The 19250-nt window shown below is 62.9% G+C and carries 11 protein-coding genes and 1 pseudogene; 5 read left to right on the top strand and 7 right to left on the bottom strand.

Going from position 1 to position 19250, the window contains the following annotated elements; genetic code table 11:
- From LQK83_RS16990 to LQK83_RS16960, 7 genes and pseudogenes are all read right to left on the bottom strand, one after another.
- Positions 1–1362 (bottom strand): annotated as a pseudogene (locus LQK83_RS16990) (diaminobutyrate--2-oxoglutarate transaminase); the annotation flags it as partial.
- Positions 1363–1399: 37 nt separating this feature from the next.
- Positions 1400–2674, bottom strand: a complete 1275-nt coding sequence (locus LQK83_RS16985) for a RhtX/FptX family siderophore transporter (protein WP_230838586.1) — start codon at positions 2672–2674, stop codon at positions 1400–1402.
- Positions 2675–3044: 370 nt separating this feature from the next.
- Complete coding sequence (locus LQK83_RS16980; RefSeq protein WP_230838585.1) at positions 3045–3923, bottom strand: isocitrate lyase/PEP mutase family protein; 879 nt, start codon at positions 3921–3923, stop codon at positions 3045–3047.
- Between the two features lie 64 nt (positions 3924–3987).
- Positions 3988–4323, bottom strand: a complete 336-nt coding sequence (locus LQK83_RS16975) for an antibiotic biosynthesis monooxygenase (protein ID WP_230838584.1) — start codon at positions 4321–4323, stop codon at positions 3988–3990.
- Entirely contained in the window at positions 4320–6206 is a 1887-nt protein-coding gene (locus LQK83_RS16970; RefSeq protein WP_230838583.1) for a TRAP transporter large permease, read from the bottom strand. Before LQK83_RS16970 ends, LQK83_RS16975 begins: the two co-directional genes overlap by 4 nt.
- A gap of 27 nt (positions 6207–6233) precedes the next feature.
- On the bottom strand, positions 6234–7271 hold the full coding sequence (locus LQK83_RS16965) for a TRAP transporter substrate-binding protein (RefSeq protein ID WP_230838582.1): 1038 nt from the start codon (positions 7269–7271) through the stop codon (positions 6234–6236).
- 55 nt (positions 7272–7326) lie between these two features.
- A complete protein-coding gene (locus LQK83_RS16960) occupies positions 7327–8760 on the bottom strand; it encodes an FAD-binding oxidoreductase (protein ID WP_230838581.1) in 1434 nt (477 codons plus the stop codon).
- 195 nt (positions 8761–8955) lie between these two features.
- On the opposite strand from LQK83_RS16960, the gene LQK83_RS16955 reads away from it, so the two are divergent.
- The 5 genes from LQK83_RS16955 (at position 8956) to LQK83_RS16935 (ending at position 19064) form a co-directional block, all read left to right on the top strand.
- Positions 8956–9636: a GntR family transcriptional regulator gene (locus LQK83_RS16955; RefSeq protein ID WP_230838580.1), complete on the top strand. Its 681-nt coding sequence runs from the start codon at positions 8956–8958 to the stop codon at positions 9634–9636.
- Positions 9637–9880: 244 nt separating this feature from the next.
- Positions 9881–11260 (top strand): efflux RND transporter periplasmic adaptor subunit, encoded by a 1380-nt coding sequence (locus LQK83_RS16950; RefSeq protein ID WP_230838579.1) that lies wholly within the window; start codon positions 9881–9883, stop codon positions 11258–11260.
- A gap of 66 nt (positions 11261–11326) precedes the next feature.
- A complete protein-coding gene (locus LQK83_RS16945) occupies positions 11327–14380 on the top strand; it encodes an efflux RND transporter permease subunit (RefSeq protein ID WP_230838628.1) in 3054 nt (1017 codons plus the stop codon).
- Complete coding sequence (locus tag LQK83_RS16940) at positions 14377–17667, top strand: efflux RND transporter permease subunit (protein WP_230838578.1); 3291 nt, start codon at positions 14377–14379, stop codon at positions 17665–17667. Before LQK83_RS16945 ends, LQK83_RS16940 begins: the two co-directional genes overlap by 4 nt.
- Complete coding sequence (locus LQK83_RS16935) at positions 17664–19064, top strand: efflux transporter outer membrane subunit (RefSeq protein ID WP_230838577.1); 1401 nt, start codon at positions 17664–17666, stop codon at positions 19062–19064. The genes LQK83_RS16940 and LQK83_RS16935 overlap by 4 nt, the downstream gene beginning before the upstream one ends.
- The last annotated feature ends 186 nt before the right edge of the window (positions 19065–19250 follow it).

Here is a 19250-nt window from a genome sequence, read left to right as displayed (position 1 = left end):
TCAGGCCGCCTTTCTCTCGAGACGATCGAAGGCGCTTGCGAGAATATCAGCGACGCGATCGATCTCGGCATTCGAAATGATCAGCGGCGGCAGGAGCCGCAGGACGCTGCCGAAGCGGCCGCCCGTTTCCAGGATGAGCCCCTGGCGGAAGGCCTCTGCCTGCACCGCGCCGGCGGCCTCGGTGGAGGCAGGCAACCGGCCGGCGCTGTCCCTGCAACCCAGCGGATCGATTACTTCGATGCCGAGCATCAGACCTGCGCCGCGCACTTCGCCGACATAGGCGGAACGATGCGCAATGGCCTCAAGATGGCCGCGCAGCCTCTCGCCGGCTTCGGCGGCGCGCGCGACGAGCCCGTCACGCGCAATGATGTCAAACGTCTTCTGTCCGGCTGCCATGGCGAGCTGATTGCCGCGGAACGTGCCGGCATGAGCGCCCGGCTTCCAGACATCGAGGCCCGATCGGTAGACGACGACGGCGAGCGGCAGGCCACCGCCGATCGCCTTGGACAGAACGACAATATCCGGAACGATGCCCGCCCTTTCGAACGCGTAGAAGCTGCCGGTGCGGCCAACGCCGCTCTGCACCTCGTCAAGGATCAGGGGAATGCCGAGTTCGGCGGTCACAGCGCGGACCTTGCGCAGCCATTCGACCGGCGCCGGGATCACACCGCCCTCGCCCTGAACCGCTTCGAGGATCACTGCGGCCGGCCGGTTGATCCCGCCTTCCGGGTCCTTCAGCGCGCGTTCGAAATAATCGCCGGCGAGCTTCGCCGTCTCCTCGCCGCCGCGACCGAAGGGGCAACGATAGCTGTAGGGATAGGGGAAGAAATGCGTTCCCGGAACCAGCTGCCCGACCGCGGCCTTGGGACCGAGAGACCCCATCAGCGACAGCGAGCCCTGAGACATGCCATGATAGGCTCCGGTGAATGCCACGATATCCGTGCGCCCGGTCGCCGTCTTGGCGAGCTTGATAGCGGCCTCGACCGCGTCCGAACCGCTGGGTGAGCAGAACTGGATCTTCGCCTCGCGGCGCAATCCCTCCGGCAAGGTGTCGAAAAGCGCCGAGACGAACCCGTCCTTGACGGGGGTCGTCAGGTCGAGCGTATGAAGCGGCAGGCCCGAGGACAGCACATCCTTCAAGATGGCAATCACCTCCGGATGATTATGCCCGAGCGCCAGCGTGCCCGCACCCGCCAGGCAATCGAGGTAGCTGCGCCCTTCGACATCGGTGACGGTGCAGCCCTTCGCCGTTTTCAGCGCCAGCGGGAAGCGCCGCGGATAGCTGCGGGCATTCGATTCCCGGTCGGACTGGCGCGACAGATAGAATTCATTGCGCAAAGAGGCAGCGGTTTCCATGGCTTGGGCTCCGTTCTGTTGGTTTCAATAAGGACGTGAGGGCTCAACCGGCGGCTGGCGCCGCCGCAGCGTCAGGCTTCATCTTCCCGAGGATCCAGACCGAAAGCCCGACACCGAGAACCGAGATGAGCGTGGAGATCGTGAAAAGGGCGGGGAAGCCGAGTTTGTCGGCGACATAGCCGGCAACCGACGCGCCGATGAGATAGATGACCAGTTCCGCGCAGCTTAGCAGGGTGAAATCCGTGCCCGGCTGGCTGTCGGAGGACGAGGCCATGAAGAAGGAATAGATCGCGACAAGCTCCATGTAGCGGATGAATGTCTGGAAGGCCGAGGCCGAAAGCGCCACGGCGATGCCCGGCCAGATGCCAAAGGCGTTGAGCGCGAAGGCCAGAAAGCACAGGCTGCGCAACCCGCCGAGCAGGATGAGCGTCGCCGGAAGCCCCGCCTTGCGGATGATCAGGGCGGCAACGGCAGCGCCCAGAAGACCGGCCGTGGCCGCCGCCGCACCCGAAACATAACCGATCCACTCGGTCGGAACCTTGATGTCGACGAGATAGGTCCCTTCCATGCCACGCACCAGCCCTTCGCTGGCGCGATAGCTCAGGGCAAACGCCAGGATCAGCCATGCGTTTGGCCGACGGAAGAATTGCAGCAGGCCTATCCGCGCCTTTGTTTCACCTTTGGGCCTCTCGAGCGGTGCGGCCTCATCCATCCAGAAGGCGGCAATCAGCGGCAGCAGCGACAGAGCGGCAACGGTCAGAATGGTCGCCGTCCAGCCGATCTTGCTATAAAGCACGAGCGCCGAGGTTCCGCCGATGATCACACCGAGCGCAACCGCTCCGGCCTGTATGGCATTGCCAAGCGCGCGCGTCTGAGCCGTCAGACGGCGCACCGCAAAGCCATCCGTTGCAATGTCCTGCACCGATGACAGCAGCGTGATGAACAGCGCGACCACAAAAAGCGTACCCGTCTGGTGCGGCTCGACGAAGGCCATGACGGCGATGCCGAGGCTCACCAGCAGCTGCGTGGGGATGATCCAGCCGCGGCGATGACCGAGAAAGGGCACGAGCGCAAAACGATCCACGAAAGGCGCAACCGCGAACTTCAGGACGAGCGGCAGCATCAGAAGCGAAAACAGCCCGATGGCGGTTCGCGACGCACCGCCTTCGCGCATCATCGGCGGCAGGGCGACGAGCAGCAGATAGGTTGGAATGCCCTGCGCGAGATAGAGTCCGCCCAGAATGGGATAGATCTTGTTTTTGAGCAAAGCGGCGCCGGTTCCGGATAGATCGAGCACCGCCACTTTCGATGAACCCATTGTCTGATGAACCTCTCTACGCCGCGCCGGCCAGGCCAGAAGACGGGGATAAACTTGACTATTTTTATCATATTTATTTCGGTTTGGCGGACGATGGCTTGGAGAAGAGCGAACCAGAATTGGACTCTGACGAACCGAAAGCTGTTCTGTAAAAAATGCTGAAATAGACGTCCGAAACGGCGTCATGCTGCCTTCAGCAGCGGGAGGACCCCATGGTCTCGCCTTGCGGGCGGCGAAGATGACAGCGGCACACCAGGTCTGAAACCGCAACGGCAAGAGCCCCGCAATGTGGCAAGGGTATGCCAAGCGGGGTCTCTCTATCCTGCTGAAATCGCGTAAATTCTTTTGCGGCGCATCTGCGCCGCCGCCGCTATCGCTGTTCCGGCCAGCCGAAGCGGTCGTCGAGCGCGTCGTAATCCGCCAGCCCGGTCACGGCGCTGAACTCGGCATAGGTGACCATATGGGCCGCACGGGCTTTCGGAGTACCTTCAGCCTTCAGCACGTCCAGCGTATCCCGCACAGCCTTGACCGCCGAAAAGAGCGCCGAGAGCGCATAGAAGGCGACATTGAAGCCCAGGTCCTCGAGGTCCTTCGCCGTCAGGGCCGTCGTTTCGTTGCCATCGACAATGCTCACAACCTTGGGGCCCGCGACACCTTTCGACACCGCCTCCACCTCAGCGACCTTCTTGATCCCGTCGACAAAGACCAGATCCGCGCCGGCATCCTGATAGAGCTTTGCCCGGCGAATGGCTTCCTCGACCCCCTCGCTCTGGATCGCATCGGTCCGGGCGATGATCATCAGCGGATGAGCGCCCCGCGCCTCGATGGCGCAGCGCAGGCGGCGGACGTTCTCATCCGCCGAAATGACCCGCACCCCGGCGCGCTGGCCGCAGCGTTTCGGCAACTGCTGGTCTTCGAGATGGATGGCGGCGACGCCGGCCTGAATATATTCCTCGACCGTGCGCCGGAGATTAGCCGGGCCGCCATAGCCGGTATCGGCGTCCGCAATCACCGGAATATCGACGGCGCGCACCATGTCGCGCCCATGTGTCGTCATCTCGGTCTGGCTGAGCAGGCCGATGTCGGGAAGACCAAGGCGCGAGGCCGTGGCCCCGAAACCGGTCATGTAGACTGCCGGGAAGCCGGCCATTTCGACCAGGCGCGCCGTCAGCGCGTCCGGCGCACCCGGGGCCTGAAGCAGTTTGCCGGTCTGGATTTCGGCGCGAAGTCGTTCGGCGGCATTCTTCAAGAAATCACTCCTTCCGCAAACCGGTGTTGCGCCTGCCTATGTCTTTCGGCAGCAGGTCGCGGGGTCAGGCCGCCTCTGTCGCTGCCTGATTGTCAAACGTGATATGGAAAACCCGTCCCTCGAAGATCGCCTTCAGGCGCTCCGTCGGGACGCGGGTCTGTTCGCGGATATCCGATGCGAGCGCCCGATCCAGCGTCGCCTGATCCGGATAGGTCGTCGCCAGCACCACGGCATAGGCCGGCGCATCCGCGTCCGGTGCCCTCGGCCGCAGGAGCTGAACGCCGAGATTGCCCGGAAACTGCCGCCAGAGCGGCAGGAGAATGTTGCCGAGAATATCCTCGAACTCCGCCTCGGAGCCCGGCTTCACCGAGCCTTCGAAAAAGGCCGTCCTGACGATCATTGGCTCACCCCCGTATAACGCGGAAGCCACAGCGAGATTTCCGGGAAGACCGACAGAACGATCAGGGAGATCGCGATCACGGCCAGATATTTCATCATCGGCCGGGCGACATTGTGCATCTTCGTGCCCGTCATCGCATTGGTGACGAAGAGGCCGACCCCGATGGGCGGCGCGAACAGGCCGAAGCCCATGGCCACCACCATGACGATTCCGAATTGCAGCGGGTCGATGCCGAACTGCGTGGCGATTGGTGTCAGCAGCGGCCCGAAGAGGATCATGGCCGGCGCGCCTTCCAGCACCATGCCGAAGAAGATCATGATGCCGACGCAGATCAGCATGAGCGACAGCGCGCCATAGTGATGACCGAAATCGACCATGACCGAGGAAATCTGGTCCGGAATGCGTTCGATGGTCAACGCATAGGACAGGCTCGAGGCGGCAGCCACGATAAAGAGAATGCTGCCTGTCATGGCGGCAGCCCGCATGAACAGCCCGATGGTCGCCCGCCAGGTGAGTTCGCGGAAGAAGACCGCGCCGATGACAAAGGCGTAGACCACGGCAAAGGCGGAAATTTCCGTCGATGTCGCAATCCCGGTGGCAACACCGCGGCCGATCATGATGATCATGGCCAGCGTCAGGCCTGCGCCGACAATGAGCGCCGGCAGCGGACGACGCGGCGAATCCGCCGTGAAGACCTTTTCCAGATCGATCTTTTTGCCCGCATAGATCGCGACGACGAGCAGACCGATCGTCATGACGATCGCCGGCATGATCCCGGCCATGAAGAGGCCGCCGATCGAGATATTGGAGACGAAGCCGAAAATGATGAGATTGACGCAAGGCGGAATGGCTTCCGCCATCACGGCCGTGCAGGCCAGAAGTCCCGCCGTTTCGTTCTCGTCGCCTTCCGTCTTGCGAACGGCCGGCATGATGACGCCACCGACCGCAGCGATATCCGCGAATTTCGACCCGGACACGCCGGAGAACAGCGCGGTGGCGAGGATGACGATGATGTTCAGCCCGCCGCGGACATGACCGAAGCAGCGCAGAAGCAGCTCGATCAGGCGCGAGGACATGCCGTTGACTTCCATCGTCAGCCCGGCGAGCACGAAGAAGGGGATCGCAAGGAGCACGAAATGCTCGGCGCCCGAGGTCACCTGCTGAGCCCAGACGAAGACCGGCAGGGACGGGTCAAGCAGGAAGTAGATCAGGGCTCCGAAGGCGAGCGCAAACGCGATCGGCGTCCCGAGCAGAATTCCGGCAATCGCGCCGGCCGCCAGCATGCCAAGCGGCGAGAGCCCGTCTTCCAGCGTCGTATTGAGATAATAGCCGACAACGGCAATGGCAACGCAGACCAGAAAGGCCGAGAAGGTCGCCCGGGCGGGACCGCGCAAGGCATGCAGGATCGCCAGCAGCGCCATGAAGATCGTGCCGATGAACACCGGCACGGTGAACCACCAGCGCGGCAGTCCGGTCGAGGTCGTCTGCCCGTGCGTGTCGAGAAGGAGCGCATAGACCCCATAGCAGAGCGCGACGGAGATGATCGTCGTCAGCCAGGAGCCGAGCGCATCAAGGAAGCTCCGCCAGCGTTTTGGAAACAGCGCCACGACGATATCGATGCCGATATGGTTGGAGCGCCCGATGGCGGACGCCGCCCCCAGGAAAATCATCGTCGACATCAGGCCGCTGGCAACTTCTTCCGCCCAGTCGAAGGGTTCATGGAAGAAATAGCGCGCGACGACCGAGGCAAAGACGATCGCCACATCGAGCGCGAGGAGCGCCCCACCCAGATATTCGATCAGCGCCAGAACGCGCTCGTTCAGCTTTTCGGTTGCGACCGCAGGCCTGAACGCCCCCGCTTCGGTAGATGATAGAACTTCCATGGCACACCTCGCGCGATGCGCTGCGCTTTACTGCGCAGCAGCCAGATCCGTGATCGTCTTGAACATCGGTTCGGTGGACGGGTATTGCTTCAGGAAGGCCGGGTAGAGTTCGCTCGCCATCCGCTTGCGCAGATCCTCGAGCTCAGCCTTCGGCACTTCAGTATATTCGAGCCCCTTGGCCTTGAGCTTGTCCATGGCTTCCGCCTCGACCTTCGGCGCTTCGGCACGGATGGAGGCCGTTGCGAAGGCGGCAGCTTCCATGAAGTCCTTCTTGTGCTCGTCCGGGATCTTCGAAAGGCCGGTCTTGCCGATATAGGACAGAAGCGGCGTATAGATATGGCGCGTGAGGAAGCCGTACTTCACCACTTCGTCCCACTTGTAGGCGAGAACCGTGCCCGGATCGTGCTCCATGCCATCGACAACACCCGTCTGGGCGGCCGTGTAGCATTCGTTGATCGGGATCGGCGTCGGCGTGGCACCGATGATGTTGAACGTGTCGATGAAGGCCTTCGTCGGGAGAACGCGCAGCTTCACGCCATGCAGTTCGGCAACGGAAGTGATCTTCTTCTTGGTGTAGATGCTGCGCGAACCGGCCTGGAAGCCCCAGCCGAGAACGCTGACGCCCGTGCGCTCCTGCAGCATCTTGTCGTAGGCCGCACCGACGCCGGCGTCCAGCGCCTTGGCGCAGTGGTCATAGCTCTGGAAAAGGAAGCCGAGGTCGAGCAGTCCGAATTCGGGCACGAGATTGGCCCAGATCGACGTGCCGGTCAGGATCATGTCGACCGAGCCGGCGCGAACCTGGTTGACCACGTCGGCCTCTTTGCCGAGCTGGCCGTTAGGGAAATATTCCAGAACGATCTTGTCGCCGACGCGCCGCTGCAATTCATCCTGGAAAGGCTTGAACCAGAGATAATGCGAGCCGAAACGCTCCGGCGGCGCGGATGACGAAACGCGCAGCTTGATGGCGCGGGCCGCGCGCGCCGGCGCAGCAAGCGTTGCGCCGAGCGTGGCGGCGGCAGCGCCCTTCAGGAAGGTGCGGCGGGACAGTGACAGCAGATCAGACATTGGTTCCTCCCGGTTGTCTGTGTTGATAGTTCAGGCGCTCTGCCTGACAATGGTTTTATTGGGCTTCCGGAATGATTTTACCCGGATTGAGAATGCCCTGCGGATCCAGCGCGGCCTTGATGGCCCGCATTACATCGACGCCTGCGCCATGTTCCAGATCCATGAACTTGATCTTGCCTGTGCCGACGCCGTGCTCACCGGTTGAGGTGCCGCCGAAGGCGATGGCGCGCCGGACGAGGCGATCGTTCAGCGCGTTCGCTTCCGCAAGCTCGGCGGGGCTCGAGGGATCGATGACGAGGCCGAGATGGAAGTTGCCGTCACCGACATGGCCGACGGTCGAGATGAAGAACGAGGCCGCCTCGACATCCTTCTGCGTCTCGACGATGCAGGGGCCGAGCGCCGAAATCGGCACGCAGACATCCGTGCTCCAGACCCGACCGTTCGGGCGCATTGCCTGAACCGCATAATGCACGTCGTGGCGCGCCTTCCACAGGCGGCTTCGCGTATCGGCGTCATCGGCGCTTTCGAAGGCCAGCGCGCCGTTCTGCTCCGCCATGTCGCGGGCGAACGCCACCTGCTCGGCAACGCCGGCGGCAGACCCGTGGAATTCCATGAACAAGGTTGGCGTCTCCTGGTAGGAGAGCCCCGAATAACGGTTACTGGCCTGAATGGTGCGGGTATCCATCAGCTCGACGCGGGCGATCGGAATGCCGCACTGGATGATGCCGACCACCGTCGCCACCGCTTCATCGATCGTGCCGAACGGACAGATGGCCGCGGACACCATTTCCGGAATACCATAGAGCCGCACCGTCAATTCGGTGATGATGCCCAGCGTGCCTTCCGAGCCGACGAAAAGGCGGGTGAGATCATAGCCTGCGGATGATTTGCGCGCGCGGCTGCCGGAGCGGATCACCCGCCCATCGGCCAGAACGACCGTGAGCGAAACGACATTCTCGCGCATCGTGCCGTAGCGCACCGCATTGGTGCCCGAGGCGCGCGTCGCCGCCATGCCGCCCAGCGTGCTTTCGCCACCGGGATCGACGGGGAAGAAGAGGCCGGTATCGCGCAGATAGGCATTCAGCTGATGGCGCGTCACGCCGGCCTCGACGGTGACGTCCAGATCTTCCGGACGAACGGCGATGATCTGCGTCATCCGGCTGAGATCGAGGCTGACCCCACCCCTGACGGCACTGACATGCCCCTCAAGCGAGGTGCCCGCACCAAAGGGAATCACGGGAACGTCGGCTGCGGCGCAGATCTTCACGATCTCGGAGACTTCCTCCGTGCTCTGGGCGAAGCACACGGCATCGGGAGCCTGCACGGCATGATAGCTTTCGCCCTTGCCATGATGTTCCCGGTCGGCCGGCTTCATGGAGAAGCGCGGGCCGAGCAGCGCGCTCAGGCGCGACGACACGGCATCCGGAAGTCCGGCGGATGCCGGTTGCGCCAGGCGGACCGGCTCCATGCCGGCGGCGTTCTTGCTCATTTTGATCTGCTCCCCCGGGCGAGATGTCGCCCCACGCCACATCGACTAGCACTGTCCTTTTCATAAATCAAGAATATTGTACCTTGGATACCGTACCTATGATTCTCTATCTTTGCGCACGGCGCGAAGTCCTGTACACAGGGTGTCGTCGTGACCTGTCGCGGCGAAGCGCAGTCGAAAGGCCGGATGCCTATGTTGCCCAAACTTCAAATCGATCTCCCGAAGTCGCTTTCCGCCATTGTCGAAGAGCGCATTCGCGATGCGATTGTGAACGCGGAGCTAGCCTTCGGCCAGGCGCTGCCCGAGGACGGGGTCGGCCTGTCGATGGGCGTCAGCCGCACACCGATGCGCGAGGCTCTCGCCCGGCTCCAGATGCAGGGGCTTGTCGTGATCGTTCCCAAGAAGGGGACGTTTGTGTTCAAGCCCACCCTGGCCGATGCCGAACAGCTCGCCTCCTTCCGGCTTGTGCTTGAACTGGAGGCCGTGCGCAGGAGTCTGACATTCGCGGCAGAAGCGACCCTGGCCGACCTGCGCGCTGCGACACAAGACATGCGCCAGGCGCGGACCGAAGAGGACGGCAAGGCCTATGCGCGGGCGGATACACGTTTCCACGAGGCCTTCTTCGCGCATTGCAACAACAGCTATCTGGCCAATGCCTATCATTCCATATCAGGCCGCGTGGCTGCGCTGCGCGCCCATCTGTCTGCCGGGCAGGAGAACGAACAGGTGACGTCATTCGAGGAGCATCTCCAGATCATCGAGAGCTTCGAAGCCGGCCATATCGACAAGATCGTCACGACGCTCAGCAGCCATATTCTGCGCGCCGCCACCGCTTATGAGACGGCGCTCCGGCGTATGGGCGTGGAAGACGCGTAACCGCGCCGGACGCACCCCTCCAGCCAGACCGACATAACAGCCGCACAACCTCCGAAAGCCCGGCGGAGCAGGAGCAACTGTGCTCAACCCTTCGTCTCGCCCTTGACGAACAGGGCTTTTGATGAGGATCCTGCCGGACGGTTTTCGCAACGACTTAATTTTATTTAATTTGCCGGCCGTGTGGCGGCTTTGTACAGCTCATCCACGCTTACCGGGCCGCCACATCTTAAAGTGTATCAGGCACATGACCTCAGATTCCGATCCCACACAGGCGCGCGGCGCCACCTCGAAGACCGGGCGGCTCGTGACGCGCCTGCTCGTGACCGTTGGCCTCTTCGCATCGGGATGGGCGGCCTGGCACTATTTCGGAGCGCAGCCAAGCAAACATGACGGCCGGGGCCGCTATTTCCGCAACGGGCCGCAAACCGTGCGGGAAGCTATTGCGACCAGGGGCGATATCCCGATCTATATTGATGCGCTCGGCACGGTCACGCCGCTCGCCACCGTCACCGTGAAGAGCCAGGTGTCCGGCACCCTGCAATCGGTGGCCTTCACCGAAGGCACGATGCTGAAAGCCGGCGATCCGATCGCCAATATCGACCCGCGTCCCTTTCAGGCGACCTTGAAACAACAGCAGGCGCTGCTCGCCAAGGACAGCGCCGCGCTCGACCAGGCCGAAAACGACCTGAAGCGTTATCAATCGCTGGCGAAACAGGATTCCATCTCCAATCAGCAGGTCTCCGACCAGACCTATCTGGTCGAGCAGGATAAGGCAGCGATTGCCAGCGATGAGGCGCAGATCGGCGCGACCAATCTCAATCTGAGCTATACGCGCATCCTCTCTCCGATCTCTGGGCTCGCGGGGCTGAGACAGGTCGATCCGGGAAACTACGTGACCCCGGGGGATGCCAATGGCATCGTCGTCATCACGCAGATGCAGCCGATGGGCGTCGTTTTTTCGGTGCCGGAAGATTCCATAGCATCCATCGTGACGGCCCTGAAAACTTCTGGCTCGCTGCCCGTCACCCTCAACGACCGGGCCAATGTGCATGAGATCGCCAAGGGCAGGCTCGATACGGTCAACAACCAGATCGACACGACGACCGGCACACTGAAAATGCGCGCCTCCGTCGACAATACCGACCAGACGCTGTTTCCCAACCAGTTCGTCAATGTGAAACTGCTGGTGAACACCGTGCAGGATGCCGTCGTGCTGCCGGCGCAGGCGGTGCAACTCGGCGCGAACGGCAATTACGTCTACGTGGTCGGCAGCGACAACAAGGTGAAGGTCACCCCCGTCACCCTCGGTCCGGGCGCGGGCGACGTTGTGTCGATAGCCTCTGGCGTGGCGGTTGGCGATCATGTCGTCATCGATGGCGTCGATCAGCTGCGGGACGGTTCGGAGGTCCAGCTTGCCGGGGCGGCGCCCGCGCCGACAGCCGGCCAAAATGGCGGCGAGCGCCAGCATTCGGGCCAGCACAAGCATGGCGACTGGGCGGGCCGCAAGGAAGGCAACGGGGGCGATGCGCCCGGCGCAGATGGCCAGCCGCGTCACCACAAGAAGCATGGCGGCGACACGCCCGATGGGACACCGACGGCGCAACCTCCGGCGAACGGGAACTGACCCGTGGACGGCGTGGCGAACCCCTCCCGCATCTTCATCGACCGGCCGATCGCCACGACCCTGCTCATGGCCGCCATCGTGCTTGTCGGCCTCTTCGCCTATCGCTATCTGCCGATTTCCGCCCTGCCGGAGGTGGATTATCCGACGATCCAGGTGCAGACCTTCTATCCGGGCGCAAGCCCAGAGGTCATGACCTCGGCCATCACCGCGCCGCTGGAGCGGCAGTTCGGCCAGATGCCCTCGCTTGCGGAAATGCATTCGCAGTCGAGCGCCGGAGCTTCGGTCATCACGCTGCGCTTCGGGCTCGATCTGTCGCTCGATATTGCCGAACAGGAGGTTCAGGCCGCCATCAACGCCGCCGGCAATCTGCTGCCCTCGGACCTGCCGGCCCCGCCGATCTATGCCAAGGTCAATCCTGCCGACGCGCCGATCCTGACGCTGGGCATAACCTCGCCGGTTCTGCCGCTACCGGATCTGGAAGGGCTGATCGAAGCCAAACTCAGTCAGAAACTGTCGCAGATGCCAGGCGTCGGCCTCGTCTCCATTTCCGGCGGCCAGCGACCGGCGGTCCGCATTCATGCCAATCCGCGGGCGCTTGCAGCCTACGGGCTCAATCTGGACGACCTGCGCTCGACCATCTCCAATCTCAACGTCAACGGCCCGAAGGGCAATTTCGACGGCAAGTCGCAAAGCTTCTCGATCACCGCCAACGACCAGATCAAGGACCCGAAGGATTATCTCTCCTCGGTGATTGCCTATCGCAACGGCGCGCCGGTGAGGCTTTCCGATGTCGCGACCGTCGAGCAGGCCGCCGAAAACCCGCGCCTGGCCGCCTGGATGAACAAGCAAAGCGCCCTCATCCTCAATATCCAGCGCCAGCCCGGCGCCAATGTCATTGCCGTGGTCGATGCGATCAAGGCAGCACTCCCGCAGCTTACCGCGACGCTGCCGGCCTCCGTCCATGTGACACCGCTGACCGACCGCACGGTCACGATCCGCGCGTCGGTCTCCGATGTGGAATTCGAGCTGACGCTGGCCGTCGCGCTCGTCGTGCTCGTCATCTTCCTCTTCCTGCGTAACCTGCCGGCGACGCTTATCCCAAGCCTCTCCGTGCCGCTGAGCCTTGTCGGCACACTCGCCGTCATGGTGGAGCTTGGTTACAGCCTCGACAATCTCTCGCTGATGGCGCTGACCATCGCGACCGGCTTCGTCGTCGACGACGCCATCGTGATGATCGAGAATATCGCCCGCTATCTGGAGATGGGCGAAACGCCCTATCAGGCCGCCGTCAAGGGCGCCGGCGAGATCGGCTTCACCATCATCGCACTGACGATTTCGCTGATCGCGGTTCTGATTCCGTTGCTCTTCATGGGCGATGTGGTGGGGCGCCTGTTCCACGAATTCGCCATGACGCTCGCGGTCACGATTGCGATTTCGGCCATCGTCTCGCTGACGCTGGTGCCGATGCTCTGCGCCAAGTTCCTGAAACCGGAAGCGGAGGGAAGCACGCGCCACCACGCGAGCGGCGGCCGGCTCTTCCAATGGTTGATCGGCCACTATGCCCGCATGCTTGATGTCGTTCTCGACTTTCGCGGCCTCACACTTCTAGTCGCGCTGGCAACGCTGGTCGCCACCGTGTGGTTCTATATCGCCATCCCGAAAGGATTCTTTCCGACGCAGGATACCGGGCTGATCCAGGGCTTTACCACGGCTGCGCAGGACATTTCCTTCAGCGCCATGGCCGATCGCCAGCAGGCGATCGTGGACGCCGTGCTGAAGGACCCGGATGTTGCCTCCGTCTCCTCCTTCATCGGGGTCGACGGCACCAACATGACGCTGAACTCCGGCCGTGTGCTGATCAATCTGAAGCCGCACGATCAGCGTTCGCTGACGGCCAGCGACATCGCACGGCGGATCGGCGATGAAACGGCAAATGTGCCGGGCATAAGGCTCAACATGCAGCCGGTGCAGGATTTGACCGTGGATACCGCGGCCAGCGCCATGCAATATCAGCTGACCATAAACAATCCGGATTTTGCAACGCTCAAGACCTGGGAGCCCAAGCTTCTTACGGAGCTGAAACAGATCCCGCAGATCGCCGAGATCACCAGCGACATGCAGCAGCAGGGCCGCGCCGCCGTACTGACGATCGACCGGGCGACGGCCGCCCGCTTCGGCATCACGCCGGCCACGGTGGACAGCGCGCTTTACGACGCCTTCGGCCTGCGCATCATCTCGACCATCTTCACGCAGGCCAATCAGTATCGCGTCATTCTCGATGTCGATCCGGCGTTGCAGACCAGTCCGAAAGGACTGGATGCCATCTATCTCCCCTCCTCCGCCTCCTCGACGGGACAGGTGCCGCTGTCAAACATTGCCAGCCTGAGCTACCAGACTGCGCCGCTCTCCATCGAACATATCGGGCAATTGCCGGCCACCACCTTCTCCTTCAATCTCGCGCCCGGCGCATCGCTGGGCCAGGCGGTCGAAGACATCGACGCGGCCGTGGCGAAGCTCGACATGCCGAAGAGCTTCAACATCCATTTCGAGGGCGCGGCCTCTGCCTTCCAGTCGGCGCTGTCGAACGAGATCCTTCTGCTGCTCGCGGCCGTCGCCACGATGTATATCGTGCTCGGCATCCTCTATGAGAGCTTCGTCCACCCGATCACCATCCTGTCGACATTGCCCTCCGCCGGCATTGGCGCGCTGCTGGCGCTCGATCTTTCGGGCTCCGGCCTCGATATCATCGGCGTCATCGGCATCGTGCTGCTGATCGGGATCGTGAAGAAAAACGCGATCATGATCATCGACTTCGCGCTGGTCGCGCAGCGCGACGAGGGCAAGTCGCCGCGCGAGGCGATCCGGCAGGCCTGCCTGTTGCGCCTCCGGCCGATCCTGATGACCACCATGGCCGCCATGTTCGGCGCGCTGCCGCTGATGTTCGGCACCGGTGTCGGCTCGGAGCTGCGCCATCCGCTGGGCCTCGCCATTGTCGGTGGTCTGGCGGTGAGCCAGGTTCTCACCCTCTTCACCACGCCGGTCATCTATCTCGCCTTCGAGGGACTTGCGCGCCGCATCCGGGGCCAGCGGGACGAAAGCGCCATAGGGGTTGCGGGATGAATATCTCCGGACCCTTCATCCGGCGACCGGTGGCAACGGCGCTGATCTCGGCGGCCTTCGCGCTGGCGGGGCTGGTCGCGTTCAGGCAATTGCCCGTCGCGCCCCTGCCGCAGGTCGACACGCCGACCATTTCGGTTTCGGCGAAAATGCCCGGCGCAAGCCCCGACACCATGGCCGCCGATGTCGCAGGCCCGCTGGAGAAACATCTGAGCCAGATCGCCGACGTCACCGAAATGACGTCTTCCTCCTCGCAGGGCTCGACGCGCATCGTGCTGCAATTCGGGCTCAACCGCGATATCAACGGCGCGGCCCGCGACGTGCAGGCCGCCATCAACGCCGCGCGCGCCGATCTGCCGGCCTCGCTCCGCTCCAACCCGAGCTATCACAAGAGCAATCCGGCCGATGCGCCGATCATGGTCCTGTCGCTGACCTCGGCCAACCGTTCGCAGGGCCAGCTTTACGATGTCGCCTCGAACATCCTTCAGCAGGCGCTGTCGCAGATCAAGGGCGTCGGCGAGGTCGATGTCGGCGGCTCGTCTCTGCCGGCCGTGCGCGTCGAGCTCGATCCCGGGCCGCTGTTCAAATACGGCATAGGGCTCGAAGATATCCGCGCAGCGCTCGCCTCGGCGAATGCCAATGCGCCCAAGGGCGTGATCGAGCCGGGCGACCAGCATTTGCAGCTCTATACCAACGATCAGGCGAGCAAGGCGGACGATTACCGCAACCTCATCGTCGCCTGGCGCAACAATGCCGGCGTGAGGCTCTCTGACGTGGCCGAGGTCAAGGACAGCGTCGAGGACCTGCGCAACTCGGGTCTTGCCGACGGCAAGCCGGCGGTGCTTCTCCAGGTCTATCGCCAGCCGGGCGCGAACATCATCGAGACGGTCGATCTCATCAAGTCTTCGCTCCCGCAGCTCCAAGCCGCCCTGCCGGGTGATGTCGACCTGACATTGAGCCTCGACCGCTCGACCACCATTCGCGCCTCGCTCTTCGACACGGAAAAGACGCTTCTGATCTCCGTGCTGCTGGTGACCGTGGTGGTCTTTGTCTTCCTGCGAAGCGTCCGCGCCGCGCTGATCCCCAGCATCGCGGTTCCGATTTCCATCATCGGCGCCTTCGCCGCCATGTGGCTGGATGGCGCCAGCCTCGACAATCTCTCGCTGATGGCGCTGACGATCTCGACCGGCTTCGTCGTCGACGACGCCATCGTCATGCTGGAAAACATCGTCCGTCACATGGAGATGGGCAAATCGAGGCTCACCGCCGCCTTCGACGGCGCGCGGGAGGTCGGCTTCACGCTGATGTCGATCAACATCTCGCTGATCGCGGTCTTCGTGCCCATTCTCTTCATGGGCGGCATTGTCGGCCGTTTCTTCCATGAATTCGCGGTCACGCTCTCCATGGCCGTGATGATCTCGCTGCTGCTGTCGCTGACCGCCACACCCATGATGTGCGCGCGGCTCCTGCCGCCGGTCGGCGAAGAAAAGCACGGACGCCTCTATCGCACCACAGAGGCGGTCTTCAACGCCGTCCAACACGGCTATGCCCGCTCGCTGCGTTTCCTGCTGAATTACAGTTTCTATGTGATCCTGTCGCTCGTCGCGACGGTGGCTCTGAACGTCTATTTCTTCACGATCAGCGCTTACGGCCTCTTCCCCAGCGAAGATACCGGCGTACTCGTCGGCGGCATCCAAGCCGACCAGAGCATTTCCTTTCAGGCCATGAAGGGCAAGCTCACGCAATTGCAGGAAATCGTCAAAAGCGATCCGGCGATTGATCACGTCGCCGGGGTCATCGGCGGCCGACAGACCAATTCGGGCTTTATCTTTGCCGCGCTGAAGCCGCTCGCAGAGCGCAAGATTTCGGCCGATCTCGTCGCCCAGCGCCTTCGGCCGAAGCTTGCGGATGTCGCCGGAGCGCGTGTCTTCCTGCAAGGGGCGGCCGATTTCCGTACCGGCGGGCGCCAGAGCAACGCAGCCTATCAATTCACTCTGCAATCGGATGACACCAAGGCGCTTTACGAGTGGGCGCCGAAGCTGACGCAAGCGCTTCAGGGCATCGACATCCTGACGGACGTCAATTCCGACCGCCAGCAGGCCGGGCGTGAGATCAACGTTTCCATAGACCGCGATGCCGTGGCGCGGCTTGGCCTCTCGCTCAGCGCCGTGGATAACACGCTCTACGACGCCTTCGGCCAGCGGCAGGTCTCCACCATCTACAGCGCGCTCAACCAATATCATGTCGTGATGGAGCTTGCGCCCAAGTTCTGGCAGAACCCGGATACGCTGAAGAACCTCTGGGTCTCGACATCCGGAGCCAATGTCTCGGGCGCGCAGAAGACGAATACCAGCGCCGGCGCGTTTTCGAGCGGCGCAAGCGCCAGCAATAGTGCTGCAGCCGCCGCCAGCACGGCGCTACGCAATCAGGCCGTCAATTCCATTGCCACGACAGGCAAGGGCTCGGCCTCCTCCGGAGCCTCGGTCTCGACCAGCCAGGAGCAGATGATCCCCTTTACCGCCTTCGCCAGCTATGGGGCGGATCTGACGCCGCTTTCGGTCAACCATCAGGGCTTTTTCGCCGCGACGACCATCTCCTTCAATCTCGCACCCGGCCATTCGCTCTCGGAAGCGCAGGCCGCCATCTCGGACGCGATGATCCGCCTCGGCGTACCGAAATCGGTGCAGGGTTCCTTTGCCGGTACGGCAAGCACCTTCAGCAAGCAGCTTTCCGACGAGCCGATGCTCATCCTTGCCGCGCTCACCGCGATTTATGTCGTGCTCGGCGTGCTCTACGAGAGCTATATCCACCCGCTGACGATCCTCTCGACATTGCCTTCGGCGAGCGTCGGCGCCATGCTGGCGCTGCATCTCTTTGGACAGGAATTCGACATCATCGCCTTTATCGGGGTGATCCTGCTGATCGGCATCGTGAAGAAGAACGCGATCATGATGATCGATTTCGCGCTGGAGGCGATGAAGAGCGGCCTCACGCCAAAAGAGGCGATCATCGAGGCCTGCATCCGCCGCTTCCGCCCGATCATGATGACGACCTTTGCGGCCCTCTTGGGCGCGCTGCCGCTGGCATTCGGCACCGGCGAGGGCTCGGAGCTGCGGCATCCGCTGGGGATATCCGTGGTCGGCGGCTTGATCGTCAGCCAGATCTTGACTCTTTACACCACGCCCGCCGTATTCCTCTACCTCGACCGTTTCAGCAGGTTCGTATCCCGCTGGTGGAAAAGGATCTATTTCGGCCGCATCGATGAAACGCCCCTGGAGGCAGGACCATGAAGGCTCGAGGATCGAGACTTGTTGCCGGTATCGTCATTCCTGCCGTGCTTGCCGGATGCAGCATGGTCGGACCCGACTATCTGCGCCCGAATGTCGAGACGCCGGCAGCCTTCAAGGAACTGCCGAAACAGGCGGGCTGGCGCACGGCCGCCCCTGCCGACGACAGCCCGAAGGGCGACTGGTGGACGATCTTCAACGATTCAGAGCTCGACCAGCTGGAAAACCAGGTCACGCTCAACAATCAGACACTCAAGGTCAGCGAAGCCAATTACCGTCAGGCGCAGGCCATGATGGAGGAGGCTCGCGCCGCCGTCTGGCCGTCGATCAGCGGTGCATCCGGCCTGAGCCGCGCCCGCCAGACGACGGCGATCGCCAATTCCGCGACCGCCAATGTCACCGCCGGCTGGACGCTCGACCTCTGGGGCAAGCTGCGACGCGGCCTTGAGGAGCAGAAGGCGACGGAGGCCGCCAGCGCCGCCGACCTCGCCAATGCCAGACTGACGGAACAGGCCGCCCTGGCAGCCGCCTTGTTCAATCTGCGCGAAACCGACGCGATGCACGATCTGCTTGCCCGCACCGTCTCGGAATACGAGAAATCTCTGGCGATTGCGCAGAACCAGCATTCCGCCGGCACGGTAGCGCGCTCCGACGTGATCACGGCTCAGGCGCAACTGCTGGCCGCAAGAGTGAGCCTGACCAATACCGGCGTTGCACGCGCCCAGTATGAACATGCGATCGCCACGCTGATCGGCAAGCCGCCGGAAGAGCTTTCCATCGCTCCGCGCCCACTGCCGCGGGCGGTGCCGAAAGTCCCCGTTTCCGTGCCCTCGACCCTTCTGGAGCGGCGGCCCGACATTGCCGCCGCCGAGCGGAAGATGCAGGCCGCCAATGCTGCCATCGGCGTCAGCATGGGCGCCTATTATCCGGACATCTCGCTTTCCGGCGGCTATGGCGTTGCCAGCAATCTCCTGAAAGCCGGCAATCCCGTCTGGTCCATCGGACTGTCGCTGGCGCAGACCTTCTTCAACGGCGGCCTGACCGAGGCACAGGTGAAAGCCGCAAAGGCAAGCTATGACGCCGCGGTCGCCACCTATCGCCAGACAGTTCTGACGGCCTTCCAGCAGGTTGACGATCAGCTGGCGACCTCGCGCATCCTGGCCCAGCAGGCCGGCATCGAAGCGCAATCGGTCGAGGCCTCGCAACAGGCGCTCGACATTGCGCTCAACGAATACAAGGCCGGCACGCAAAACTATACCGCGGTGGTCACCGCACAGGCCTCGGCCCTTTCAAGCCGGCAGCAGGCGCTGGAGACCACCAATCAGCGCCTGCAGTCCGCGATCTCCCTGATCGTGGCCCTCGGCGGCGGCTGGAATGCAGACGCGCGGGAAACGAACTGAACGGGTGGCAAAAGCAACCCTGTCAGCGATGAGCCGACGGCACGCTCGCCAGGCTTCGCCCGCGCCTCCGGGCCGGTATGTTAAATATATTTAATATTGCAATTTCAACCCCCTAGCAGGGAACAATCGGAGCCTCCGCCCGTTGTCCGAAATGTCTCAAGTCTTTTGACACGCAGTCGAGTGGTG

Source organism: Rhizobium sp. C1 (assembly GCF_021026335.1).
In the GTDB taxonomy this organism is placed as follows: Bacteria; Pseudomonadota; Alphaproteobacteria; order Rhizobiales; family Rhizobiaceae; genus Ensifer_A.
Note: the sequence above shows the minus strand (reverse complement) of the source record. Positions and strands in the feature narration are given on the sequence as shown.

Coding starts and splice junctions, on each gene's coding strand:
- LQK83_RS16985 (WP_230838586.1), bottom strand. CDS start 2,674: ATGGGTTCATCGAAAGTGGCGGTGCTCGATCTATCCGGAACCGGCGCC.
- LQK83_RS16975 (WP_230838584.1), bottom strand. CDS start 4,323: ATGATCGTCAGGACGGCCTTTTTCGAAGGCTCGGTGAAGCCGGGCTCC.
- LQK83_RS16970 (WP_230838583.1), bottom strand. CDS start 6,206: ATGGAAGTTCTATCATCTACCGAAGCGGGGGCGTTCAGGCCTGCGGTC.
- LQK83_RS16965 (WP_230838582.1), bottom strand. CDS start 7,271: ATGTCTGATCTGCTGTCACTGTCCCGCCGCACCTTCCTGAAGGGCGCT.
- LQK83_RS16960 (WP_230838581.1), bottom strand. CDS start 8,760: ATGAGCAAGAACGCCGCCGGCATGGAGCCGGTCCGCCTGGCGCAACCG.
- LQK83_RS16950 (WP_230838579.1), top strand. CDS start 9,881: ATGACCTCAGATTCCGATCCCACACAGGCGCGCGGCGCCACCTCGAAG.
- LQK83_RS16945 (WP_230838628.1), top strand. CDS start 11,327: ATGGCCGCCATCGTGCTTGTCGGCCTCTTCGCCTATCGCTATCTGCCG.
- LQK83_RS16940 (WP_230838578.1), top strand. CDS start 14,377: ATGAATATCTCCGGACCCTTCATCCGGCGACCGGTGGCAACGGCGCTG.
- LQK83_RS16935 (WP_230838577.1), top strand. CDS start 17,664: ATGAAGGCTCGAGGATCGAGACTTGTTGCCGGTATCGTCATTCCTGCC.